This window comes from Bacillus cereus (genome assembly GCF_025917685.1).
GTDB lineage: Bacteria > Bacillota > Bacilli > Bacillales > Bacillaceae_G > Bacillus_A > Bacillus_A cereus_AT.
This window is the reverse complement of record NZ_CP089518.1, coordinates 3,242,247-3,267,893: the sequence shown is the minus strand read 5'-3', so window position 1 is coordinate 3,267,893 and position 25,647 is coordinate 3,242,247. Positions and strand designations below refer to the sequence as shown.

Sequence of the window (25,647 nt, the reverse complement as noted above, 5' to 3'; positions counted from 1 at the left end):
CTGGAAATTAAGAAGCCTTGCCTGAAATGGGGAGGCTTCAAAAATTATAATGTACGACCGAGCGTTGAATATAAAAGATTTATATATTGTTTTTCGTAATAATAAAAATCGTACTGTGATTGCTATAGAACTAAATATTAGTATGTTTTTAACGTGATTTTAATAGATGTTATATTTGCTTTACGATAAAATGATTATAGTGTAAAATTACACTATAAGTGTAAAGTGACAATGAATGGGTGTTTTTACACTTTTGGTTATTAGGGCTTTCTAAAGCAAGATGATGAGTTTTTATTATTAATGTTAGCGGAGACAATTTGATGTAGCGGTTATTAGAGGAAGTTCTTTATATAAATCGTAATTTTAAATTTTTAAGGGTATTTCTGTATAGGAAGTAGTAGAAAAAGGAGAGGAAATATGAAAAAAACAAAAATGAAATGTAGCATAGTATTTATTTTATTACTATTAACATCATGCGATATAACGGATGAAGAACTTGAACAAAAAGCACAAAGTTATACAAAATCGGAGTATGGTATTTCTGTTAAACTAAACCAAGTTGAAACACTGGATAGCGGAAAAGATTTCCTTGGTCCAAAGTGGCGGATAGTTTCTGTACAGCAAGTCGATGAACCGTATTTGCAATTTCAACTTTCTTTCGAGGGACAAATCTCTCCAAAAGTAAATAATGATAACTATAAAATAAAAAAAGAAGCGAATGATTTACAAGAAAGATTCAATACATATTATGAAAAAAAAGAGAATAATACTATCCTTATTTTCGCTCAAATACAGGTGGGGGATACTGTTTTCGATAAGAATGCCGAGAAAGAAATAGCGAAGAAAAATTTGAAGCAGTATTATACGGCAGTTTTTAGAAGTAATACTGTTTTAGATGTAAACAATCCTGTACATATGGAAACATTAGCGGAGGCTGCAAGAATTATTAAGGAATTTAATAAAACGATTGAAAATAGTAAGAGTAGTGTGGAAGATATAACGATTAAGCTGCCAGACGTTAATAAGGATGTATTAAAAAATATTGCAGTAGATTATATATTAACGGCTGAAGATGCGAAAAAGACCCTTGAGAAAAAGGCTGATTATATGAAGGTTTTACAGTCTACGAAGTGAAAAAAGTGACATTCCTCAGGTGTGAAAGGCAATAGTCTGGCACCTTTACTTATTACAAAACATATAGTATGATGATTTCAGTAAATTAGATTTCAATGACTATAATATAAATTAATGAGAGGTGCTTTTTGTGAGTGCGGTAGGTACTAAATAGGAAAAATTTAATGAAATAAATCGGATGAGACCAGGGGATTTTTATGTACATCATACCCCTAATTTTGTCATGGATTTATTTCGAAACCTATGAAGATACCTACAATACTTTATAAAGCGTGTAATAAGGGGATTGCCATCTGTTTTTTATGGCTTATTTTCTCATATGTTATTACACTTGCCTTGTAAATGTAAAAGCTGCGGTATCCCCGCAGCTTTTTTGTATATGTTTTTAATGTATAAAAATAGTAATTGAATAATGTAGAACTCATTGGAATCTAATGAGTAGGTATCTTCATTTATGATATAAATCAATCATAGTGAGGAGAAACAAAATGAATACGATGACTTTTGAAAAGTTACAATATAACGAATTAATGGAAATAGTGAAATCATATTGTGTAAGTGGATTAGGTAAGGAATTATTAAATAAATTAGAGCCGAGTACGAGTATAAAAGTAGTGAGAAATCGCTTAAATGAAACGACAGAAGCACGAGCTATAGTAGATGCAGAAGGGCATGTTCCTTTCTTCGGAATTTCCAATATCGCTAGTACAATTCAAAAATTAGAAAAAGGGATGATTTTGGATCCAGCGGAGTTAGTGAGCGTTTCAGACTTCTTACGTGGGTGCCGAAAGATTAAAAAGTTTATGCTAGATAAAGAATTTTTTGCGCCAGTATTAGCTTCCTATGCAAATTCAATGACTGAATTTAAAAGTATTGAAGAGGAAATTAACTTTTCAATTAAAGGAAATAGCATTGATGCAGCGGCTAGTAAAGAGTTAAAACGAATTCGAAATAACATTGATTCTGTAGATGGGAAAATAAAAGAACGTTTAACGAAGTTTTTAAATAGTAGTGCAAATAAGAAGTATATTCAAGAATTCTTTATTAGTAAAAAGGATGATCGCTATACGATTCCAATCAAATCTACCTATAAAAATCAAGTTGCGGGAAGTATTGTTGAAGCTTCCGCTAAAGGTTCTACTGTATTTATAGAACCACATACGGTTACAAAGTTAAATGCGGAGCTCGCAAGTTTGAAAGCAGAAGAAGCGATGGAAGAGTATCAAATTTTAGCGACTTTATCAGGAATGGTATTAGAAAATATTTATCATATAAAAATTAATATGGAATTGATTAGTCAATATGATATGGTATTTGCGAAAGCGAAGTTTAGTAAATCAATCGATGGAATAGAGCCGAAATTAAATGATCATGGCTACATTCATTTAGTGAATTGTAAGCATCCGCTTTTAAGTGGGAAAGTAGTACCATTAAACTTTGAAATCGGTCAAAACTACCGAAGTTTAATTATTACAGGACCAAATGCGGGTGGGAAAACAATTGTGCTAAAAACAATCGGATTGTTAACATTAGCGACAATGTCAGGCCTTCATATCGCTGGAGATAAAGAAACAGAAATTGCTATTTTTGAAAATGTATTTGTAGACATTGGTGATAATCAAAGTATCGAAAATGCACTAAGTACATTTTCATCTCATATGAAAAATCTTTCTGAAATCATGAGGATGTCAAATAATAATACGTTACTGTTATTTGACGAAATAGGAAGCGGTACAGAACCGAATGAAGGTGCGGCGCTTGCGATATCTATTTTAGAAGAATTTTACCTTGCGGGATGTATTACAATTGCGAGTACGCATTACGGTGAAATCAAACGCTTTTCAGAAATGCATGGTGATTTTATGAACGCAGCAATGCAATTTAATAGTGAAACACTAGAGCCACTTTATAAATTAGTGATCGGTAAATCAGGTGAAAGTAATGCACTTTGGATTGCGAATAAAATGAATGTGAGAGAACATGTACTGCAAAGAGCGAAAGAGTATATGGGAAATAAAGAGTACGCTCTAGAAAAAGTGAATGAAAGTAAAATTAAAAAGCCGAAATTCGTGCAGGAAAAAAGAGAAGTGCACTATGAATACAAAAAAGGCGACCGTGTGAAATTATTAGATCATAACGATTTCGGGATTGTATATAAGGAAAAAGATAATTTCTATAATGTCGTTGTATATTATAACGGTGAATTCGTTGAAGTGAATGTAAAACGTATTACTTTAGAGGTAGCGGCGAAAGAATTATACCCAGAAGGATATGATTTAAATACACTATTTGTTGATTATAAAGAAAGAAAAATGCAACACGATATTGAGCGCGGATCGAAAAAAGCGCTTCGTAAAATTGAAAAAGAAATAAGAAAGAATAGAGGATAATATAGAATGGTAACGATTAGACAAGAACAAAAAAATGATTATAGTAAGACAGAAGAAGTTGTAAAACAAGCATTTTTAAATGAAGAATTTAGTGATAAAAAAGAACATGAACTTGTAAAACGTATTAGAGAATGTGACGCGTTTGTTCCAGAGTTATCTATCGTTGCGGTAGATGAAGAAATAGTTGGTCACATTATGTTATCAAAAATTACAATAGAACAGGATGGAACTTCTGTAGAATCATTAGCACTTGCACCAGTATCAGTTGCTAGGGGCCATCAGAAAAAAGGAATTGGCGGAAAACTGATCGTAGCTGCTTTAGAAAAAGCGAAAGAACTAGGATATGAATCTGTTGTGGTATTAGGGCATCCAGAGTACTATCCGAAATTTGGATTTAAAAAAGCATGTGAGTGGAATATAAAAGCGCCTTTTGAAGTGCCTGATGAAGTGTTTATGGCGATGGAGCTAAGAGAGAACGCTCTTCAAGGTGTAGAAGGAATTGTACAATATTCGAGTGCTTTTGCTGAGTAGGAGTATCGGTTAAAAAATGTAATCATAAAAGACGCTATCTTTTTGTAGGGATATACAGAAAGATAGTGTTTTTTATTAAGAAAATCCACTTACGTATATTTTGCTCAATAGATAATTGAGATGGTAAGATTAACATAGAAAGTTAAAGGGAGAGAATATGATGAAGAAGCGAGAAACAGATGCTAATGAGAATTTAGTTACGTTATATGTTACAAGACATGGTAAAACAATATTAAATACGAACCATCGCGCGCAAGGTTGGGCAGACTCTCCGTTAGTAGAAAAAGGTGTGGAAGTTGCCACAAATTTAGGAATGGGATTAAAAGATATTCATTTTACGAATGCGTATAGTAGTGATAGCGGCCGAGCGATTGAAACTGCTAATTTAGTATTAAAATATAGTGAGCAATCAAAATTGAAACTTGAGAAAAGGAAAGATTTACGAGAATTAAATTTTGGTATTTTTGAAGGTGAAAAGCTTGAAAATATGTGGGATGTGGTTGGAAAAGCTGCGGACGTTGCATCGCCAGAAGAACTCATGAAGTTTTCTATTCAAGAAGTGATTAATCTTATTAGAGCAGCAGACCCTACGAAACAGGCGGAAGATTGGGAATTATTTTCTACTCGTATAAAAGCAGAGATTGATAAAATTAGTGAAGAAGCTGCTGGAAATGGTGGCGGTAACGTTTTAGTTGTCGTTCATGGGCTTTTGATTACAACCTTAATAGAAATGTTAGACAGTAGCAAAACAAAACTTGGAGTGGAAAATGCTAGTGTGACGAAGATTGTATATCAAGATGGAACATACACAGTCGAGTCGGTTGGAGATATGAGCTATGTTGCACAAGGGAAAGAAAGTGTGGAGGAAACCTTCGCTGAGTAGTAGCGTAAGTGTAAAGCGATTTGCCGCTGTTTTTGTTAGATGTTTAAGCTGGGGGGAAGGCAATGGATTTTCATGATTTGATGAAATTTAAAGGATATATATATTTAAACAAATTGTTCGAACCAGAAGATAATTCACTGAAGGTGCTTATTGATAGATGTGAAGTTAACGAAACTAAAAGCCTCGTAAAAATCACAGATGAGGTTGAATTAGAAGCATACTCCATTGATGTTGATGAAAATCTATCAATTCTGCAATTGGATTTTGAAACGTACGTTGCTTACTCCATTACTAATGAATCGTTTACTGTAATGGATGATTACGAAATTTCAGAGGGTGAAATCTTTAAGGTTTACTCGAAATCAAGATATTTAGATTTTGTTAAAGCAGGAACAATTGCTGAATTTATATTTCCTGAAGAGCAGTTCATTCACTATCAAATTCCTTGTTTGAACCATATAATCGACATTATTTCATATGATGAGCCGGAAATTACTGAAATAAAAAGAAACGAATAAAATTCCATAATAAAAGAGCATCGTAATCGATGCTCTTTTATATGTTTATTTTTCCTTTTTAAATTGGAACGATTACGGGATCAATAAAATCTTCCCTGTACTTTTTCTGCTCTCTAATAATTCATGAGCACGGGCACCATCTTGTAAAGAGAATGTCCTAGGACTTGCGATGTTTAATTTTCCACTAGCGATCCAATCAAATAATTGAGTAGAGCGATTTTTACGTTCTTCATACGTAGTAAGCACGTTCCAAAGGTCTCCGCCAGTTAAAGTTTTTGAAGTATCCATAAGCATACGTGGATCTACAGGCGCAGGATTACCACCAGCCATTCCGTAAAATACGACAGTACCACCAATTTTAGTAGCGCTAAAGCTTTCCTCTAATGTAGAACCTACTGATTCATATACTACATTTACGCCAGCACTATTAGTCATTTCAAGTACTTTCGTATGCCAGGATTCAGTATATAAAAATACGTGATCGGCGCCGGCTAACGTAGCTACCTGTGCTTTTTCTTTTGATGATGTTAGACCAATTACTTTTCCGCCTTGTAGTTTAATCATTTGAACGAGAAGTTGACCAACACCGCCAGCCGCAGCGTGTACTAAAGCTATATCACCTTGTTTTATTTGATAGCTATCTTTTGTTAAATAGTGTGCAGTTAATCCTTGTAATAATACAGAAGCAGCTGTTTCAAAAGAAATAGATTCAGGAAGTGGAATTGCTTTCTCTGATGGAACAGCTACTAGTTCTGCGTTTGCAAATGGGACATCAGCAAATGCAATACGATCTCCAGGATGGATAGTAGTAACTTCAGCACCTACTTTTTCAACAATCCCAGCCCCTTCATAACCTAATATATAAGGCGGATTTCCAGCGAGATGATAATCGCCGCGGCGTCTATAAATATCAGCGAAATTTAAACCGATTGCTTTCGTGCGAACAAGAATTTCATTTGGATTTATGATTGGATCATGTATTTCTTTATATTGTAGTACATCAGCGTTTCCGAATGTTTCGAAACAAAGTGCTTTCATATGGAATACCTCCATTTATATTGTTTGTAGATGTTCTTTATCATACAATACAACTATCAATAGACAAAGAAGATTATTTCGATGAAATCAATCGATAATATCGATTGAGAAGAGGGATGATAAATGGAGATAAAACAATTAATTACATTTAAAGTGGCTGCAGAAAGTTTGAATTTCACACAAACTGCGAAGAAATTAAACTTTGCTCAGTCGAGCGTGACAGCGCAAATTAAAACGTTAGAGGCTGAGCTAGGTACGCCGTTATTTGAAAGATTAGGAAAACGTCTTTTCTTAACTGAAGCGGGCATGAAGTTTCAATTATATGCTGATAAGATGATTGCACTCAGTAATGAAGCAAAAATGGCTGTGAAAGATGATGAGGAAATAGCAGGCACGTTAATAATTGGTGCGCAAGAAAGTCAATGTACATACAGGCTTCCTTCCATATTAAAAAGGTTTAAAGCACAATTCCCTCAAATAAAACTTATATTTAAACCAGCGCATTCCAATAAAGATGCGAAAGAACAATTGATGGAGGGGAAAGTCGATCTTGCATTTATTTTGGACGAATGTAAAACAGAAGATGTTCTGCATGTAGAGCCACTTATGAAAGAAGAATTAAAAGTAGTAGCTACTCCGGGGCATCGTTTGCTTGAACAACCTTTCGTTTCTACAAAAGATTTAGAGAGCGAAACACTTTTACTAACAGAACTAGGTTGCTCATATCGGACTTTATTTGAAGAGTTATTTCGCGCAGAAGATGTATATCCGGCAAATAAAATCGAGTTTGTTAGTGTCGAGGCAATTAAACAATGTGTCATTGCAGATTTAGGTATAGCTGTTTTACCAGCGATAGTAGTAGAAAAAGATATACGAGAGGGAACGATAAAGGAATTAGTCTTAAAGAATACAATCACTCCGATCTATACGCAAATCGCTTGGCATAAAGATAAATGGATGACAGCGCCGTTACAGCAATTTATTGATGTAACGAGGGAGTCTTTTACAAAGAAGTAAGTGGAGAAATATTTGTTTTATACGAAAGAAGAATAGCACTTTTGTATAGAGAAAACCGATACTTGGATGAAACAAGTATCGGTTCTTTATAGCATATTTTTATAATCACTTTTAAGTATTGCCATAATAATTTCATCCGAGTACGTATCGTTATAAAATAAGGATTGACGTAAGGTTCCTTCTTTTACAAACCCAACCTTTTCATAAGTTCTAATGCCGCGTAAATTATGGCTAAATACTTCTAACTGTAAACGATTTAATGATAGTTGTTCAAAAACAAATCTTAAAACAATTTTAATAGCTTCAGTTCCATAGCCTTGTCCTGTTAATGCTATGGACAGCATTGATATTCTGAATCCTGCTCTTTTGTTCTCCTCATCGATATCTAAAATCGACAACTCTCCAATCATTTCGTCAGTACTTTGTAAACAAATAGCGAAATCATAGCGACTTGAATCATTATTTATATGATCTATATGTGTCTTAATTTGCTCCAATGAAAAAGTGGGCTTAGTTCCAGTCATATAACGTATCTCTGTATCCATCGTACTTTCTAATATAATGGATGCATCTAGTTCGCAAAGAGGCCTTAAATAAATTCTTTTACTCTCTAATCTCATTATAATTTTCTCCTTAAGGTTGGTGATAGAGTATATAAATATTTTTGATCTACATGGAAGAAGAGCTTTATTTTTTGTATTGTTTGAAAAGTATGTGTCTTACTTTGATATTACATGAATTTTATAATGGCATGGTATACCTAAAACAAATAATAAAAGTTTTATACACAACAAAATACATCATCAAACTTTTTGCTAATATCATTATTATTGTTTTTCATTCTGCTTTTAAATGAACATGAGTTTTTATAGATATTTTTAGTGGGAAATAAGCATGTACCACTAATTTGCACCGTAGTTAAACAAGAATTAAATAACGTTATTGTCACTTTACAAGAGCATGTTTTGATTGGTTCTCAAAACATGCTCTTTCTTTTTGTTTGTTTATCCCGTATTAACGGATAGGCCGATAGAGTAGGGAGGTTCCTTTAATGTTTTGGAATAATTTAGCATAAGTGATTTTCATATCTCTAAATTTATGCTCTAATTAAAATAAAGGAGGCAAGTAAATGGGGAATGAGATTAAACGATATGTAATACGCACTTTTATATTTACATGGATACTATGGGGGCTATTAATTAGCTTAATAAAATTAAACATTACGACATTTGGTACACCGCTAGCGATGATATTATTTGTTTTCGGTGGAATCATGCCGGCAATCATTGCGATTAGCCTAAAGAAAAAATATGGATCAAAAGAGGAGTTTAGAAGTTTCATTAAAAATATTGTAAATCCTAAACATCACTTTGCATGGTATATTCTAATCACTATTCTAGCTTTTATTAGCTGTTATCTTCCAACGATATTTGGTGGAGCAACGATGCAAAAACCATTATACGTGGCATTACTTAGTTTTCCAATAATGCTCGTTGGTGGTGGTCTTGAAGAAATTGGATGGAGAGGATTCTTACAACCTGCCCTTCAGAAAAGATTTTCGGCATTTTTTAGTACGGTTATTGTGAGCGTTATATGGGCAATTTGGCACTGGCCGTTATGGTTTATTCCAGGCACGAATCAAACTCAAAGGGATTTTATAGCCTTTATAATTACGACAATTGCCGTTTCTTTCTTATTAACTACAATTTTTAACGCAACTAAAAGTATTTTTATGTGTCTAATTTTTCATGCGCTTCTTAATTCTTTTTGGACTGTGTACGTGCCAAATGATAAAGTTTTACCAGCATTTTCAACTTTTATTTTCGGAATTTTCGTTTTTATTGTGTGTAAAGTGGTAATAAAAAGAAAAAAACTATTATTGATTAGGTAACTGAAATAATAAAAGGAAACATATTAATATATTTTTTGTGGATATGAAACTAAGCAATAAGAACACGACACAAACATAATTAAAATATAATAAAAGTCTTCAAGTTTGTGCCGCAAGAAAGTTTGCAAAACTATAAACAACATCTAAAAGAATGAAGAGCCTTTCCGTATACATAAACAATGTTAACGACAGTTATAGTAGTTCATTTGTTAGAACAATTGAATTAACTAAGATCTGTATCAGGAGGAGTGTATCCAAGGTGACGAGCCATAGATACGATTTGTCCTTTATGATGAAATTCATGTGTTTCTGTATGAGTTAAAAGCCATAGCGGAGTTGTGCTCCAAGGTTCTTTTTGCCATTTCACTTCATTTGCTATATTTTCGAGCCACCGGTCATTGTGTTCATCTAAAAAACGTTGTACAGTCTCATCTACTAACTTAAATCTAGCACGGACTTTCGCGACATCTGCATGTTCAATTTCATAATCACTAGCGAATGAAAAATCTGCTCGTTTTTGCTTGAATGCGAATGATCCAAGCCAGTATTGGTAGCAATCGGCTACGTGAATATGGGTCTTTATAATGCTACCGCTTCCGAAGTTAGGAACCGTACTGTGCAATTTTTCTTGTGGAATTTCTTCCAAAAATGTAAATAGAGTTTCTCTTGTAGAGCTAATAAGATTATATTGCTGTTTTAAAACATGTAACATGCAACTACACTCCTCTTTTATTTACTAAACTATTCGTGTAGTAAGTAATTCTATATTTACGAGAGGTGAACCTTTTTATTATTTTTACTAAGCATATTAGATGTATTTCTTAATTGTTTCTGATAGATTAAACAAGGTGAAACTTTAATAAGTTTAACATTCTTAGTTCATAATAAATTGTACATAAAAAAGGGGACGATAAGATGAATAGAATAATTGGTTTAAAACAATTTGAAATGACGCGTGGGGCATTACTTAAATTTATGGAAACGTTAGATGACAAAACTGCGGATACGCAGCCGGGTGGCTTTAATAATACAATCCGTTGGCATATCGGTCACGTGTTAAGTGCAGCAGAAACTTTCATGTTTGGAAGAGAGTTTAAACACTTACCAACTGAATATCCAGGTATGTTTGGATATGGATCAAGACCATCTAAATGGGAAACAGAAGGGCCATCATTAGAAGTGTTAACGTCTCAATTAAAAGAACAAGCAGAGCGTATTCATGCAATTCCAGAAGAAGCATTTGAAAATAAACTTCCAGAGCCATTCCTAGGATTGGAAACAGTTGGAGAGCTTTACGGTATGATGCTTTATCATGAAGCAGACCATATTGGGCAAATGAAGGCGATGGAACGTATTATTAAGGCTCTTTAGTTTTTGGTAAAGTTTAATTGCATATAAAAAACGAAATCACAGATGTTTTGTCAAAATTGAGGTGTAAGTAATTACAACCTTATTTTTCACAATACAGGTGTAATGTTAAATAATATATAGACAAAAAAGGGTAGATAATTTATTATCTATCCTTTTTTGTTGTTGAACTTCTTGAAGGATTATGAACGCTAATCATCGTGATGCTGATGAAGAAGGAAAGAAAACCAACCTATTAGGATAAAGAAGCATCCTAAATTTTATGGTAGTTATTATTTTTTTTGTATTACTTAATAGAAAAATATTGAAAATAATACAGAAGAAAGTATAAGGTTGCAAAATCTGTATGAAATAGGGTATTCCTAAATATGGAATATACGTATAATAAAAGAGAGGAACTAGAAAATGGGGGAATACTATGATTACATTGGAACAAAAGTTGGAGCAATACACACATACATATGCACAGTTAAAAGGAGAACTAAAATGGAAAACGAGTGATTCTCGAACAGGTATGATGATTGCTGCTATGTATGCAAGTAGTGATAAATTGTTTGATCTCGCCCGTTTTTTAGAAATTAGTAGTTATATTAAGAATCAGGTAGGGATGTTTTCATACTTAAAGTCTTATCATCGCTTTGTGGTGGCCGCAACTTTAGATATTCACTTTACAGATTACAAGGAAGCTTTTCGGAGGTTTTTAGATTTATATGAACAATTGGTCGCTGGTGGTTTTAGCCGAAGTATATTTACTTATCTCGCAGCAGCTGTGCTTTTAACAGAAGAAAATGAACAGCATGGCATGCACGTTCAGCGTTCGATGCAAGTATATAAACGCATGAAAGAGGATCATCTTTTTCTTACAGGTACTAATGATTATCCGCTCGCGGTTTTATTAGCAGGACAATCAGAGAATGTAGAAACACTTATGGACCGTGTAGAACGTCTGTATCAGAAACTAGCGAAAGCGGGTTTGCGTAAGGGGAATGATCTTCAATTTTTAAGTCACATTCTTTCACTAAAGAAGGATGTCCGTGAAGAAATGTTAGTTGCAACATGTACAAACATATGGCATTTGTTAAAACAAGAAAAGGTAAAAGTGAAACAGATGCATTATCCAGCTATCGGGCTACTAGCGTTACTTGAGGATGGAGAAAAAGAGATTCATTCTATTAAAGCATTTATTGAAAAATTGCAGGGAGAGAAATTGTTCCGTTGGCATACAGATACAAATATTCTTATTGCTATTCAGCTGTTCGTAAGTCAGAAAGGTGAGGAAAGTAAAGCTACTAGCACAGGTTTACAAACTATGATAGAAGTCCTCATACAAGCACAACAGGCAGCTATGATAGCAACGATTGCCGCTTCATCTGCAGCAACCTCTTCTGCTAGTACTAGTTCATAATGTGCAACTGCTTATGCTCTTGTAAATTATAATGCCTTTGATGAGGACGGTTTAAAAAATATTATTAAAAAAGGCCCATCACTCTCTAATGAGTGATGGGCTAACTGTTTTTACAGAGTGTATTTCTTTTTTATTGGACAAGTAGGGAGGATAAGTTGTTTTACATGAAACATTTCTTCACCTTTGATATTTTTATTTGAAAAGTCAAAATAATAACTCAGTATACTATAAATTTGAAAATATAACATCGCACAATTTTGCATGTATTTGTAAGTTTTAGAAGGGAATTGTAATAAGTATTTTGATAGTTTAACAAAGTAAAAAAATAGTTTGCTATTTAAAAAAAGTGGGGATATAATATCTAAATGAAAATGATAATTATTATCAATAATGATTATAAATAAAAAATGATTATAAAAAACAACTGAATATAAAGGATGAAATGAAACATGTTACATAAGGCTACTGTACATGCTGGTAATAATCGCTGGATACATATTAAGTTCATTTCTTTCATGAGCTTAACAATTTTATGCTTAATTGGATCTATATTTTTAGCCGTTGCATTCGGTGCAAAGGATATTCATTTGCAAACGGTGTGGGCAGCGGTTTTTGATTACAATCCGAAATTAACGCAGCATCAAATTATTTATGAATTAAGGCTTCCGAGGGTAATTGGTGCGGCAGTTGTAGGAGCAGCTTTTGCAGTCGCTGGGGCTGTAATGCAAGGAGTAACACGAAATCCTTTAGCTGATGCAGGGGTGCTCGGAATAAATGCAGGAGCGATGTTTGTAGTAGCACTTAGTTTTGCTTTTTTCCCGCATATGCCGTATTCCTATTTAATGATTGTCTCCTTTATTGGAGCTGTTTTAAGTACAGTACTCATTTTTATTATCGGATCAGCAACATCAGGTGGGCTAACGCCGATGAGGTTAACGATTGCTGGAGCAGTTATGGCCGCGCTTTTACATTCGTTAAGTTCAGGTATTGCAATTTATTATGACTTAAGTCAAGATTTAGCTTTTTGGTACGCTGGTGGTGTTGCGGGGGTTAAGTGGGAGCACTTGAAATTTTTAATGCCTATTATTCTCATAACAATTGTTTTTGCGACAGCGCTAGGGCGATCTATTTCACTCATATCAATGGGGGATGATGTCGCTACAAATTTAGGTGTAAAAACGAACCGAACGAGAATACTCGGGATGATTATGGTAGTGATTCTAGCAGGTGTTTCTGTTTCAGCTGTTGGTTCTATTGGATTTGTAGGACTAGTCATTCCGCATATTGCTAGAAAATTAGTTGGTGTTAATTATCGGCTTATTATTCCTATGTCAGCATTATTAGGAGCTATGTTATTGGTATTAGCTGATTTAGGGGCAAGAACGGTAAATCCTCCTAAAGAACTTGCGATAGGAATTATGGTAGCTCTTGTTGGAGTTCCGTTCTTCCTTTATATAGCACGTAAAGTTGGGAGGGAGTTATAAGTGAAGGATCTTTTTAACACGGATAAAAAGAGAGCTATTACTGTAACTACAATTTTCGGATGTATAAGTATCGCTGTAATTTTGATTAGCTTAAATACGGGGACGCTGAGCATCGCACCGCTCAAAGTAATTCAAACGCTTTTTGGCTATGGTGATTTTGAGAGTGCAACCGTGCTATACGATTATCGTATGCCAAGAATTATAATCACCATGTTAGCCGGTATTGGCCTTGGGGTTTCCGGTGCGATTTTGCAAGGGCTATCTCGTAATGCACTCGCAGATCCTGGTATTCTCGGATTACATTCGGGTGCATCTTTCGGGCTTATTGTATTTGTTACTCTCTTTCATTCTATTAACGAGAGTGCATCGATTTTAATACCGTTATTTACATTTGGCGGAGGAGTGTTAGCTGCATTTCTTATTGTTTTGCTTGCGAGTGATCGGTCAAAAGGTTTACTTCCCATTCGACTTATTCTTGTTGGTATTGCAGTTTCAGCTGGTTTTAGTGCACTTTCGTTATTTTTCTCGCTCAAGTTAAATGATGAGACGTATACATTCGCTTCTAGGTGGTTAGTTGGTAACGTGTGGGGAAGAGATTGGATTCATGTTCTAGCATTATTACCTTGGATTTTGATACTAACTCCGTACGCATGGCTGAAATCTAAAACGTTAAATGCACTGTCACTAGGTGATAGTGTAGCAGCAGGACTTGGTGTATCTGTTCAAAAAGAACGGTTACTACTCTTAGCTACAGCGGTAGGATTGTCTTGTGCAAGCGTATCAATGGCAGGGGGAATTGGCTTTATCGGCTTAGTTTCTCCGCATATTGCAAGGAAGTTAGTAGGTAGTACATATCAGCACTTCCTTCCGCTAGCTGGCATTATTGGAATGATTATTTTAGTACTCGCAGATACGATAGGTCGTTCTATATTCGAGCCAAACTCTATTCCAGCTGGTGTAGTAGTGGCGGCTTTAGGAGCACCGTATTTTCTTTATTTACTTACAAAAACAAAATAAATACTTCAAAGAGGAGAACATATGAAAAAGAAACTTACTATTTTATTTAGCATCATGTGTATTTTAGTATTAGCAGCATGTGGTCAAACGAAATCTAATGCAGAGGCAACGAAAAAAACGGAAAAAACGGAAAAAAGTAATGATCCAAAAATCGCCTCTATGTCCATTCACTTAACGAATAATTTACTTGCATTAGGAATTACACCAGTAGGTTCTGTTATTGGTGGAGATTTAAAAGATTTCTTACCGCACGCAAAAGAGCAGTTGAAAGATACGAAGAAACTAGGCGTTGTAACAGATCCAAACATGGAAGCATTACTACAATTAAAGCCATCTGAAATTTATGTGGATGAAAAATATGCTGGTAAAGATGTAGCGAAATACGAAAAAATTGCAAAAACACATTCTTTCAATTTAGATGAAGGTACGTGGAGAGATCAGTTAAAACAAGTTGGTAAACTTGTAAATCGTGAGAAAGAAGCAGATAAATATATTCAAGACTATGAAGAACAATCAAAACGAGTGAAAAGTTTAATTGATAAAGAGCTAGGTAATAACGAAAAAGTAATGGCAATTCGTGTTACTGCAAAAGAATTACGAGTATTTAGTACGAAAAGACCGATGGGACCAATTTTATTCCAAGACTTAGGATTACAACCTGCAAATGGTGTAGAGAAAATTGATGGAAACCGTCCTTTCGAAGTCATTTCACAAGAAGTATTACCTGACTTTGATGCAGATGCTATTTTCGTTGTCGTTAACAGAGATGATAAAGCGAAAGCTGCATTTAAACAACTTCAAGAAACACCAATTTGGAAAGATTTAAAAGCTGTTAAAGGTAAGCACGTATATATTATTAATGACCAACCATGGCTTGACTATTCTGCTTTAGGTAACAAAATGGCAATGGATGAAGCGGAGAAAATGTTTACGAAATAATACAGTTTTGCTATTAGGAAAGGCCCTCTAAATTTGGAGGGCCTTTCTGTTATTGTTAGAATAAATAAAAAATTATACAATGAAGTTAATTTAGTATAAAGGAGATGTGCCAATGTCAGCGCTTATTGTATGTATCCAGTTTATAAAAGAGTTTATGGAACTAGGGGATAAATAGGCTAGAATAAGTATCCCCGCTATTTAATAAAGGGGGAGTTTCAGATGACAATTAATCTTTTTCAGGATAAAACAATTAAATTATCAGCTGTTAGAGAAACGGATGCTAAAGAAATGGCTAAGTGGCAAGAGGATAGTGAGTATTTAAGAAATGTAGATACAGACTTAGCATGCCCGCAATCTTTACATGAAATATCAAATGATGGACTATTTAAGGGACGAAGATCGAATAGTATTTCTTTCATGTTAAGAACAGTTCAAGATGAGCGCTTAATTGGTTTTGTTGCAATTCATGGCATAGAGTGGAATAACAGAACAGGTTTATTAGCAATTGGTATAGGAGATGCAAATGATAGAGGGAAGGGATATGGAAGAGAAGCAATCCAGCTTATTCTAAAGTATGCTTTCTATGAATTGAATTTACACCGCATCGGTCTCGATGTTATTTCGTATAATAAATCTGCCATTGCACTGTATAAAAAGATTGGTTTTCAAATGGAAGGCTGTATGAGAGAAGCAGTTCAGAGAGATGGAAAGTGTTTTGATCGTATCATTATGGGGATATTGCGGGATGAATGGATTGAGCTGCAAAACTAGTAAAAACATACAGAATAATTGTATAGTGTGTTGAGGAAAATCTAATATTCAGATAATCAGAAGGGAGGGGTGTAATAATGGAAGGTTTCTCTCCATTAAGAGAGTGTTTATATCAGCTAGAGGAACGATTACTTAAGCCAGAGGTTCGCACATCTCAAAAAGAGCTTAAAAAGATACTTGCAGATGATTTTTTTGAGTTTGGGAGTTCTGGTAAAGTTTTATATAAAAATGAGGATATCGATAAAAATGGAATAGGCGTGGTAAAAATGACTTTAAGTGATTTTGAAGTACATCCTTTATCCAAAGATGTAGTATTAACTACTTATCGAATATTCAATGAAACAAATAATCAACACTCGTTACGTAGTTCAATTTGGAAATTTAGAGAAGGAAGGTGGCAAATGTATTTTCACCAAGGTACACCTGCTAAATTTTAATGAAGCTATATTTTTTAGGTGTGAAAAGAAACTATAAAAAATAGAATTGTTGAATATATAGTATGCAGGAGAAATAATAATAATTGGCGAATTTTCACAGTGTACTGATTGAACTTATAAGGAGTTATGCGAGATGAATTTAGAAAAAGCAAAACCAGTAAATGAAGAGGTCGCTGAATTAAAAGAACTAATTAAAGAATTACACGGAAGTGTACATCAACTTCAAAGTGAAGTACAACAATTAAGGCACGAGAGACCGGTTGTTGAAGTGAGAAAAGGTGTTCAATTATCACCGGCAATCGTCGGACAAATTGGTGGTATGATTTTAGGTGGATTAGCAATTATAGGTATATTTTGGTGAAGAAAAAAGGTTTGCAGCACCATGCTGCAAACCTTTTGTATTTGACGATATAATTTCATGCAATACAACTTTTACATTAAGTAACGTAAATAAATGTAAGCATGTGATAACAATAGCGCAATGATCGTTAAGGGGAAACCGATTTTTAAGAAGTCCATATAAGAGAACCCATGTCCTTCACGTTTTGCAATACCAGCAACGACTACGTTTGCTGATGCTCCAATTAACGTTCCGTTTCCTCCTAAGCAAGCTCCAAGTGATAAAGCCCACCATAGTACTTCGATTTGCGGAGAATCGACAGATAGTCCGAGTCCTGTAGCTAAATCTTGAATAAGCGGGATCATCGTTGCGACAAAGGGGATATTGTCAATTGTCGCAGATGCGATGCCAGATACCCATAAGATAAGTATAGCAGCGAAACCGATATCACCATTTGTTACGTCGATTACTTCTTTAGCGAGTGAAGAAATTAGTCCGATATCAATTAACCCGCCAACGAGAACGAATAATCCGGCAAAGAAGAAAATTGTTACCCATTCGACGTGAGCGAATATATCTTCTATCTCATGTTCTTTCGCTCCGATTAACATCAGTAGAGTAGCACCTGTCATCGCAATAACGGCAGCGTCTACATGAATAATAGAATGTAGTACAAAGCCTAAAATAGTTAGTCCTAAAATCGTAATGGATTTTAAAAGGAGACTTTGATCTTTAATATAATCTTTTTCATTTAATGCCATTAATTTTTTAATTTGCTCAGGTGTTGTTTTTAGTTTGTTACGATACATGAAGTAAATAATGCCAAGTGTAACGATAGAAATAATAATTACGATTGGAGCTAAGTTAAGTAAAAAGGCATTAAAGTCTAAATGCTTATTTGCTGATCCAATCATAATGTTCGGCGGGTCACCGATTAATGTTGCTGTTCCGCCTATATTTGAAAATAGTACTTCTGAAATTAAATAAGGAACAGGATTTACTTTTAAAATACGTGTAATGGATAGTGTAACAGGAACGATTAATAATACGGTTGTTACGTTGTCCAAAAATGCAGAACCGACAGCGGTTAATAGGGATAGTAACAATAAAATGCGGATTGGTTTTCCGCTAGCTGCTTTTGCTGCTTTAATGGCTACAAATTCAAACACGCCGGATTGACTCGTAATATGTACGAGAATCATCATCCCAATTAAAAGGGTAATCGTTTCCCATTGAATATGTGATGTGAAAGCGGTATGTAAATCTACAACGCCAAAAATAATCATAATAGCAGCGCCGAATAGTGCGATTACAGCACGATTCAATTTCTCAGAAATAATAAAGCCGTACGTGACTAAAAATACGGCAATTGCAAAATAATATTGCCAATTTGCTACTTCATGTGCTGATTGTTCCAATCATGTCACCTTCTTTAAAGTATGTATTCAATTGTCGAAATGTATCTCGCTGTATGAATACGGGATAAAATATATTGTAGCAAATTCAAAAAAGAAAGAAAACTATTTAACAAAGTGAAGGAAAAAATATGATTTTTACATATCATATAAAAAATATAAAAAACACAGTGCAAATTATTAGGAAAAGTGAGCGTTGTCCTCTAATATAGAGATAGCAATTTACATTATTTTTGCGTAAAATGGTTTAAAGAGGTGAATTCCGATGGAAATAGTAAAAGATAGTTCTCTTATTCAAAATGAAATTGAACGTTTTGTAAATAAAGATGTATATATTCATTTAGAAACGACGAACGGAGCGTATGCGTCACACTTTAATGAAAAGATGATGACAGTTGGAGCATTCATTCGAAATGCAATTATTCGCTTTGAGCGCGGGAAAATAACTGGAACAAACCCATACCGAGTTGGTTTGAAAATGGATCATGGCTGGGTATATGCAGAAGGTATTACGCACTGGGAAGTAGACGATAAAGAGCGTTTATTACTCGCAGGGCATGATAACCAAGGTCGCTTAGCGGTAGCGCTTGAGTTAAGCTTAACGCCATTTAAGTAAGAAGGAGGGGAACTTATGGAGAGACATGTACTTGTTGTATTTCCGCATCCAGATGATGAAGCATTTGCTGCGGGAGGAACAATTCGCTTATTAACAGATCAAGGAGTACCTGTAACATACGCATGTGGTACTCTTGGACAAATGGGACGTAACATGGGGAAAAACGTATTCGCTAACCGTGAAACGATTCCAAATATCCGTGAAAAAGAATTAAAAGATGCATGTGAAGCGATGGGGATTCAAGATTTAAGAATGCTCGGTTTCCATGATAAAACGTTAGAATTTGAAGATGTTGATTTCGTTGCAGATAAAATCGAAGCGATAATTCAAGAAGTAAATCCATCTCGAATTATTACATTTTATCCAGAACACGGCGTACATCCAGATCATGATGCATTTGGCCGCGCTGTAGTTCGCGCTGTATCACGTATGCCAAAAGAAGAACGTCCAGCCATTCATGCGGTTGCGATTACGAGAAATCGAGAAGCTGTACTCGGTGAGCCGGATGTTGTAAATAATATTAGTGAAGTATTTGAGCATAAATTAGCTGCACTAGGTGCGCACCGTTCACAAACAGAAGCAATGCTTGAAGAAACACATGCAAAAATAAAAAACAAAGATGCAGCAACATTAAAATGGTTGCAACTTGAACAATTTTGGACTTATAAATGGGAGTAGGCTAGAAGGATATCTTCTAGTAGCTCTTACATAGAAAAAGCGCCGTCACTTGTGATGGCGCTTTTTTGGGGTGAAGTGTGATGTGCTATTTTTTCGTACTAGCCAAATACATGAGCATGTGGAATTTTTCGTCTCTTACATGATAGTCGAAATAAGGTCCTGGATCTGTACAGTAACCAATATTTTCATTTTGCATGATTTGAAATCCGTTAACTGATAAATTCTCTTCTAAGTATTTTGGATATAAAATATGCTCATGGGAATTTGGATATAAGGCTGAAATATTTTTCAAGGATTTGGCCGAGCTATCATAATACGAGTATCCACCGACAATTTTTGAACTGTTATGTAAATAGTTTTTTAGAACGTGACTTGGGAACTCTGGGTTGAGCAGTGAAAAATCAGTTATTGTAAAACTATCCACAAAAACATCGATGCTAAGCGGTTTCAATGGTAGATTTAAATCGGAATTCAAAATATAAAGGACGCGTGGCTTCGTATTCATACGCTCAATTCTATTTCTAACCTTCTTGAGCATTGCAAGCGAATAGCCACTGAATACATAGGATGCGCTCGGTTCAAGAATGTCGATATATTTCGGTAGTGACACAAAAGCGTCAACGTTTGTTTCCACGACTAATTTGTTTTTTAAATCTATATTTTGTAGAACTTTTTGAAATTGAAAATTACTTTTTTCAAATAAGTTAATCATTTTGGGATTAATCTCTTTAATTGTTTCTTTATCGTAAAAATAAGATGGATAAGGTGACGTCTCGTACAAGTTCGCGGTAATGATAATACCCTCCTCGATAGCTGCTTCGTATCCACAGTTACAAGTTAAACTCCCCGTGTTAATGTAGACTTTTTTAATCGTTACATCTTTCATTTCAAGTGGAATGCGGCACTTCGGACAATAGAGCAGATTTACAAAGTCAAGCGGGATTCCTGTAATATCCTCTTCTTTGGTTGAAGGTGAGTTTGGTTGAACCGCTTTTTCAATCAATTGGATAGCTTTTGATATGTCTTCTTTTTTCTTAGTCAGCTCATTCTTTTTATCATTGAGCAAGTTGTTGTAGTAGTCGATATCCTCATGGTCCGAGAAGTTTGTGACACGCCGATACGATAAAATTCGTTGGATTTCTATCAATGAAAAATGAAATTTTTTCAGTTCAGTAATAAAAGCCATGTCGTCTAAACACAATTGGTTCATTTGATACTGGGTGTTTTTTTTGTCTGGTATTAATAATCCAAGTTCAATGTAATAACGTACGGTATCAGTTGTAACATGAAAAAGCTTCGCAAATGTACCAATTTTCATAGATGTCCCCCCGATGAAAAAAGTGGAGTTACTCCATTTTTTTCGCAAAATGAATTTAAAAAACTCTCAAATGGGTATTGACTTGGAGGAAACTCCAAGTCATATGATTAACTTAATAAGTTTGAATATTGTGAATATTTTTGAGTGTATTGTAACATACATGTCACGAAAGGAGAAGGATTAGCTATGGATAAGATGGATCGAATGGATACTCTCTCATTGTGGACAGCGACTGCAAACAGCTATGACAAAGGAAAACCTCTTGAAGGAAATGAAGAAGCAGATGTTGTCATTATTGGCGCAGGTTTCACAGGTCTTTCTTCTGCATATCATTTGCAAAAATTAGGAAAGAGTGTCATTGTCCTGGAGCAGGAAACAATCGGGTATGGCGCAAGTGGTCGTAACGGCGGGATGGTATTGCCAGGCTATAAGCCAACGATGCAGGAGCTTGCTAAGAAGTATGGTGCGGAAGAGGCGAGACAACTTAACGATCTTTCGCTGCTTAGTGTTGAACTAGTTAAAAACATCATCGATGAGCATCAAATCAACTGTAACTTTAGAAAGACAGGTCACATTGTGGCGGCTTACAAAGCCAAGCATTTTGAAGGATTGAAACTTGAAAGTGAATACTTAAACAAAAACTTTGGATATGAATGTAGCGTGCTTAATCGAAGTCAGTTGCATCAAGAAATTGATTCCCCGCAATATTATGGTTGCTTAGTCGACGACTCGAGTTACTCGTTCCAACCACTGAACTATGCAATTGGTTTGGGAGAAGCAGCTAAATCGATAGGTGCAAAAATCTTTGAGCACTCGAAAGCACTATCTATTGAGTACGGGCGAAACAGTGTGAAAGTTGTTACAGAAAAAGGTGCTGTTACAGCGAAAGACATTATTGTTGCTACAGATGGTTACTCCGGAAAAATCATGGCTGAATTGAATAAAGGAGTACTGCCAATTTCGGCACGTATTATTGCTACTGAACAGCTTCCAGAATCGCTGGTGAATACCGTCATTCCTAATGATCGCATGGTTTTTGATACAAGCAGTTTCCTTTACTATTTCAGGCGCACACCAGATAATCGGATCGTATTTGGCGGTGGCGATATTCGTCCAAACTTAGGTGATGCTGTTTATCAAAGTGTTTACGATGCCATGGTTAAAATAATGCCGAAACTAGAAGGAAGTAAGATTGATTACCGGTGGGGTGGATTTATCGGGGTAACGATTGATACGTTCCCAGTTATTGGTAGATCCAAAGAGGGCGCATATTTCGCAACGGGTTATACGGGCCACGGCGCGTCTCTTTCGACATTGTTTGGTAATTTATTGGCACAATGGATCGTTACGGGGAGTGCAGGTGGATATAGATTTGAAAAGGAACGCCTCAAATCATTCCCGTTCTATAATCAGAAAACGATGCTGGTCAATATAGCACATATTGGTTTCAAAATGTTAGATATTATTGCGTAAAGGAGAGTTGTTATGAAAATTAACATGTTCATTGACGGAAAATGGGTAGAAGCATTATCGGGTGCTAGACGAAACATTATCAATCCTGCAACCAGTGAGGTTATTGCAACGTCAGCTCATGGATCAGAAGACGATGCGAAGGTAGCAATTAAGGCGGCTCGTAAAGCGTTTGACAGCGGAATCTGGTCAAACTTATCGGCTGATGAAAGAGCTGATTATCTATATAAGATTGCAGACCGTCTTGAAGAGAAGACAGCTGAAATTGCCCGTTTGGAAACTGCAAATAACGGTAAGGTTATTCGTGCAACAATCCATGTGGATATCCCGGTATCGATTGAATGCTTCCGCTATTATGCTGATTTGATCAAAGGTATGAAAAAGGAATCTTACACTCGTGAGGATTCTTCGGAAACGATTATTATTCATGAACCGATTGGTGTTTGTGGACTTATTGTACCTTGGAACTTCCCGCTTATGTTAGCCGTTTGGCAAATTGCTCCTGCGCTTGCCGCAGGGAATACAATTGTAATTAAACCTGCCGATGTCACTCCTGTAAGCGTTTTCAAATTATTTGAAATTATCGAAGAGGTTGGGCTTCCGAACGGAGTGGCAAACTTGGTATTGGGACCTGGCTCAAAGGTTGGGAATGAGCTTGCAGAGAGCCATGATGTTGACAAAGTAGCCTTTACCGGTGGAACAAAAACAGGTCAAAGTATTATGCGTGCAGCTGCAGGCAATATGAAAAAAATCACACTTGAACTTGGTGGGAAATCTCCACTTATTGTGTTCGACGATGTAGATTTTGAAATCGCAGTCGATAATGCGATGTTTGGTATTTTCCACAATGCTGGGCAAGTTTGTTCAGCTGCATCTCGTTTACTTGTACAAGAGACTATTTACGATAAGTTTGTTGAAAGATTGGCTGAGCGTGCGAACAAAATTGTAGTTGGCAACGGGGAAAGTGAGAACATTGAAATGGGAGCTCTCACAAATGAGTCTCATATGAATGAAGTTTTACATTATATCCAAAGAGGAATCGAAGAAGGTGCAAGATTAGTTTGTGGTGGTAATCGCTTAACAGAAAATGGGCTTGATCGAGGGTTTTTTATTGCGCCAACAATCTTTGCTGATGTAAATGCGAATATGTGTATTGTTAAGGAAGAGATTTTTGGCCCAGTCCTTGTTGTACAGAAATTTAAAGATGAGGAAGATGCCATCCAAAAAGCGAATGATTCCATTTATGGATTAGCCGGTGCTGTATTTACTGAAGATATGGACCTGGCAAAACGTGTCATTAGTAAATTACGTGCGGGAATTACTTGGATTAATAGTTATCATCTCGCTTATGTTGAAGGGCCTTGGGGCGGATATAAGCAAAGTGGAATAGGTAGAGCATTAGGTGCTACTGGGCTGGAGCACTTTATGGAAACGAAGCAAATCAATATCCACCAGCATGCAAATCCGGTAGGGTGGTATGCGAATTAATTGAGCTTAACTTGCTATATAAATTATTTGTAAGGGGATATGCTCATGAAAATAGTGGATAACCGTCCGTCATCGAAAATAGAGCAACCAGAAATAATGAATAACCCGGTGGATGATTCAGTGCTAGGAAACAAAAGTATTCCGTTACTATATTTACGGTTTGCTTTGGCAGGAATTATGGCTAACGTAATTCTAGGAGTTGTATCGGTTGTCGATGGCTATTTCGTCAGTGGCTTTCAGGAGCTGGAAATCGAAGGGATTGGAATTGGATTTACGGTCATGGTTATTACCCGTATGATTGGTGTTCTTTTAGGTGTGGGAGCCGGAGCGGTCATTTCACTTCGACTTGGAAAAGGGAAGATAGAAGAAGCTAGAGGTATTATGGGTCAAACTTTATGGTTTACTCTTTTTCTTTCCACTTTGATAGCTGTACTTGGATTGGTCTTTGAAAATGAAATTATGATTTTATTCGGAGCAAGTGATGAAGCGCTCCCGTATGCGGTGCAATATAGCCGACTGCTATGGATTTCATTACCATTAACGATATTGGCCGTTGTATTAAGTATTTTAACTAATATCGATGAAAAACCTGGATTATCAATGAACAGTTGGTTAGTCGCAGCAGTTGTTGCTGGGATTACAGAATGGATTATGGTAACGAAGTATGACATGGGGATGATGGGTTCTTCATGGGCCAATACGATTTCGCAATCGATCCCTGTTCTCCTAATCTTTTATTTCTGGTTTGGTAAAACAAAACTTAAGCCGAAAATGAAAGATATGATGATTAATCTCAAGACCATTGGTGAAGTAGCTTGGACGGGCTTTGCATCTTTCTCGAGTCAGTTTATGATGTTTTTTGCCATTATTATCTTCAACAACTTACTACAAAGCTACGGTGGTGGGCTGCACGTTGCCGCTTTCACGATTCAAAATGGTTACATTACAAATCTCCTCGCCTTAGCAGCGCTCGGTGGGATGACAGGACTTCAACCGATTATTAGTTATAATTACGGTGCGGGAAACCTTGATCGTGTTAAGCAAGCAATTAAAATGGGGCTCATTTTTACAGTTTCCTTCTTTGTGATTGTGACAGCCATACTAATCATTTTTGCAGATCCAGTTGTGTCATTTTTCTCCGGTGGTAATCCTGAATTGCAGAAACTGGGCATTTGGACGACGGTTGTATTCAATTCTTTGTTTATGCTTAATGCAGTCAGTTTACTTATCTCCGGTTATTTCGAATCACAAGAGAGGAATTGGATTGCAACGTTTATTAATGTTAGCAAAATGCTATTGTTCTTGTTCCCATTTCTATTTATTTTCCCGAAATTCTGGGGTGTGGAAGGTGTATGGTACGCAGGTCCTGCTGCAGAAATTCCAGGTGTTCTCATTGCCATATACTTTATGAGAAAAGAATTCAAATGTTTAAAAGTTACAAATGTTAAGACGGTAGATTTATAGAATTGATTCCTTCAAAATTACCAATAAGAAAGAGA

The 25,647-nt window shown here is 35.6% G+C and carries 24 protein-coding genes and 1 pseudogene; 20 read left to right on the top strand and 5 right to left on the bottom strand.

Annotation, left to right across the window (positions count from 1 at the left end):
• Window positions 1-417 precede the first annotated feature (417 nt).
• The 5 genes from LUS72_RS16980 to LUS72_RS16960 all read left to right on the top strand — a co-directional run bounded on the left by LUS72_RS16980 (window position 418) and on the right by LUS72_RS16960 (window position 5,456).
• Complete coding sequence (locus LUS72_RS16980) at window positions 418-1,134, top strand: hypothetical protein (RefSeq protein ID WP_097832555.1); 717 nt, start codon at window positions 418-420, stop codon at window positions 1,132-1,134.
• 488 nt (window positions 1,135-1,622) lie between these two features.
• Window positions 1,623-3,524, top strand: a complete 1,902-nt coding sequence (locus LUS72_RS16975; protein ID WP_097832556.1) for an endonuclease MutS2 — start codon at window positions 1,623-1,625, stop codon at window positions 3,522-3,524.
• Window positions 3,525-3,530: 6 nt separating this feature from the next.
• A complete protein-coding gene (locus tag LUS72_RS16970; RefSeq protein ID WP_097832557.1) occupies window positions 3,531-4,055 on the top strand; it encodes a GNAT family N-acetyltransferase in 525 nt (174 codons plus the stop codon).
• 160 nt (window positions 4,056-4,215) lie between these two features.
• Window positions 4,216-4,938 (top strand): histidine phosphatase family protein, encoded by a 723-nt coding sequence (locus tag LUS72_RS16965; protein ID WP_097832558.1) that lies wholly within the window; start codon window positions 4,216-4,218, stop codon window positions 4,936-4,938.
• 62 nt (window positions 4,939-5,000) lie between these two features.
• Window positions 5,001-5,456: a hypothetical protein gene (locus tag LUS72_RS16960; protein WP_097832559.1), complete on the top strand. Its 456-nt coding sequence runs from the start codon at window positions 5,001-5,003 to the stop codon at window positions 5,454-5,456.
• 72 nt (window positions 5,457-5,528) lie between these two features.
• Here LUS72_RS16960 and LUS72_RS16955 read toward each other — a convergent pair whose 3' ends face one another.
• Window positions 5,529-6,494 (bottom strand): quinone oxidoreductase family protein, encoded by a 966-nt coding sequence (locus LUS72_RS16955; protein ID WP_098361788.1) that lies wholly within the window; start codon window positions 6,492-6,494, stop codon window positions 5,529-5,531.
• Window positions 6,495-6,617: 123 nt separating this feature from the next.
• Here LUS72_RS16955 and LUS72_RS16950 point away from each other — a divergent pair, with 123 nt between their 5' ends.
• Window positions 6,618-7,511: a LysR family transcriptional regulator gene (locus LUS72_RS16950; RefSeq protein WP_264447437.1), complete on the top strand. Its 894-nt coding sequence runs from the start codon at window positions 6,618-6,620 to the stop codon at window positions 7,509-7,511.
• Between the two features lie 86 nt (window positions 7,512-7,597).
• On the opposite strand, the gene LUS72_RS16945 is transcribed toward LUS72_RS16950, so the two are convergent.
• Entirely contained in the window at window positions 7,598-8,131 is a 534-nt protein-coding gene (locus LUS72_RS16945) for a GNAT family N-acetyltransferase (RefSeq protein ID WP_097832562.1), read from the bottom strand.
• 509 nt (window positions 8,132-8,640) lie between these two features.
• Here LUS72_RS16945 and LUS72_RS16940 point away from each other — a divergent pair.
• Window positions 8,641-9,402, top strand: a complete 762-nt coding sequence (locus tag LUS72_RS16940) for a CPBP family intramembrane glutamic endopeptidase (RefSeq protein ID WP_264447434.1) — start codon at window positions 8,641-8,643, stop codon at window positions 9,400-9,402.
• Between the two features lie 223 nt (window positions 9,403-9,625).
• On the opposite strand, the gene LUS72_RS16935 is transcribed toward LUS72_RS16940, so the two are convergent.
• Window positions 9,626-10,114: a DinB family protein gene (locus LUS72_RS16935; protein ID WP_264447432.1), complete on the bottom strand. Its 489-nt coding sequence runs from the start codon at window positions 10,112-10,114 to the stop codon at window positions 9,626-9,628.
• A gap of 203 nt (window positions 10,115-10,317) precedes the next feature.
• On the opposite strand from LUS72_RS16935, the gene LUS72_RS16930 reads away from it, so the two are divergent.
• The 8 genes and pseudogenes from LUS72_RS16930 to LUS72_RS16895 all read left to right on the top strand — a co-directional run bounded on the left by LUS72_RS16930 (window position 10,318) and on the right by LUS72_RS16895 (window position 17,184).
• Window positions 10,318-10,773 (top strand): DinB family protein, encoded by a 456-nt coding sequence (locus LUS72_RS16930; RefSeq protein WP_264447430.1) that lies wholly within the window; start codon window positions 10,318-10,320, stop codon window positions 10,771-10,773.
• A gap of 365 nt (window positions 10,774-11,138) precedes the next feature.
• Window positions 11,139-12,175 (top strand): annotated as a pseudogene (locus LUS72_RS16925) (DUF4003 domain-containing protein).
• A gap of 449 nt (window positions 12,176-12,624) precedes the next feature.
• The gene (locus LUS72_RS16920) at window positions 12,625-13,659 is read left to right on the top strand and encodes a FecCD family ABC transporter permease (RefSeq protein WP_264447426.1); all 1,035 of its coding nucleotides are present in this window, start codon (window positions 12,625-12,627) and stop codon (window positions 13,657-13,659) included.
• Window positions 13,660-14,676, top strand: a complete 1,017-nt coding sequence (locus LUS72_RS16915; RefSeq protein WP_097832569.1) for a FecCD family ABC transporter permease — start codon at window positions 13,660-13,662, stop codon at window positions 14,674-14,676.
• Window positions 14,677-14,697: 21 nt separating this feature from the next.
• On the top strand, window positions 14,698-15,615 hold the full coding sequence (locus LUS72_RS16910) for an iron-hydroxamate ABC transporter substrate-binding protein (protein ID WP_264447422.1): 918 nt from the start codon (window positions 14,698-14,700) through the stop codon (window positions 15,613-15,615).
• Window positions 15,616-15,834: 219 nt separating this feature from the next.
• Window positions 15,835-16,386, top strand: a complete 552-nt coding sequence (locus LUS72_RS16905; protein WP_264447420.1) for a GNAT family N-acetyltransferase — start codon at window positions 15,835-15,837, stop codon at window positions 16,384-16,386.
• Between the two features lie 77 nt (window positions 16,387-16,463).
• The gene (locus tag LUS72_RS16900) at window positions 16,464-16,823 is read left to right on the top strand and encodes a nuclear transport factor 2 family protein (RefSeq protein ID WP_097832572.1); all 360 of its coding nucleotides are present in this window, start codon (window positions 16,464-16,466) and stop codon (window positions 16,821-16,823) included.
• A gap of 133 nt (window positions 16,824-16,956) precedes the next feature.
• Window positions 16,957-17,184 (top strand): coiled-coil domain-containing protein, encoded by a 228-nt coding sequence (locus LUS72_RS16895; protein ID WP_001047302.1) that lies wholly within the window; start codon window positions 16,957-16,959, stop codon window positions 17,182-17,184.
• A 71-nt stretch (window positions 17,185-17,255) separates the two neighbouring features.
• Here the strand turns inward: LUS72_RS16895 and LUS72_RS16890 are convergent, their stop codons facing one another.
• A complete protein-coding gene (locus LUS72_RS16890; RefSeq protein WP_097832573.1) occupies window positions 17,256-18,581 on the bottom strand; it encodes an ArsB/NhaD family transporter in 1,326 nt (441 codons plus the stop codon).
• Window positions 18,582-18,843: 262 nt separating this feature from the next.
• On the opposite strand from LUS72_RS16890, the gene LUS72_RS16885 reads away from it, so the two are divergent.
• Together LUS72_RS16885 and bshB2 are read left to right on the top strand one after the other, a co-directional pair.
• Window positions 18,844-19,194, top strand: coding sequence for a YojF family protein (locus tag LUS72_RS16885; RefSeq protein WP_000407039.1), 351 nt, complete (start codon window positions 18,844-18,846; stop codon window positions 19,192-19,194).
• 15 nt (window positions 19,195-19,209) lie between these two features.
• A complete protein-coding gene (gene bshB2 / locus LUS72_RS16880; protein ID WP_000439465.1) occupies window positions 19,210-19,872 on the top strand; it encodes a bacillithiol biosynthesis deacetylase BshB2 in 663 nt (220 codons plus the stop codon).
• Window positions 19,873-19,957: 85 nt separating this feature from the next.
• Here bshB2 and LUS72_RS16875 read toward each other — a convergent pair whose 3' ends face one another.
• Window positions 19,958-21,190: a MerR family transcriptional regulator gene (locus LUS72_RS16875; RefSeq protein WP_097832574.1), complete on the bottom strand. Its 1,233-nt coding sequence runs from the start codon at window positions 21,188-21,190 to the stop codon at window positions 19,958-19,960.
• A 186-nt stretch (window positions 21,191-21,376) separates the two neighbouring features.
• On the opposite strand from LUS72_RS16875, the gene LUS72_RS16870 reads away from it, so the two are divergent.
• Genes LUS72_RS16870 through LUS72_RS16860 form a run of 3 tightly spaced genes read left to right on the top strand, consistent with a single transcriptional unit; the run spans window position 21,377 to window position 25,612 of the window.
• Window positions 21,377-22,663, top strand: a complete 1,287-nt coding sequence (locus LUS72_RS16870) for an NAD(P)/FAD-dependent oxidoreductase (protein WP_264447399.1) — start codon at window positions 21,377-21,379, stop codon at window positions 22,661-22,663.
• A gap of 12 nt (window positions 22,664-22,675) precedes the next feature.
• Window positions 22,676-24,148: an aldehyde dehydrogenase family protein gene (locus LUS72_RS16865; RefSeq protein WP_097832576.1), complete on the top strand. Its 1,473-nt coding sequence runs from the start codon at window positions 22,676-22,678 to the stop codon at window positions 24,146-24,148.
• A 45-nt stretch (window positions 24,149-24,193) separates the two neighbouring features.
• Complete coding sequence (locus tag LUS72_RS16860; protein WP_264447397.1) at window positions 24,194-25,612, top strand: MATE family efflux transporter; 1,419 nt, start codon at window positions 24,194-24,196, stop codon at window positions 25,610-25,612.
• Window positions 25,613-25,647: the final 35 nt, after the last annotated feature.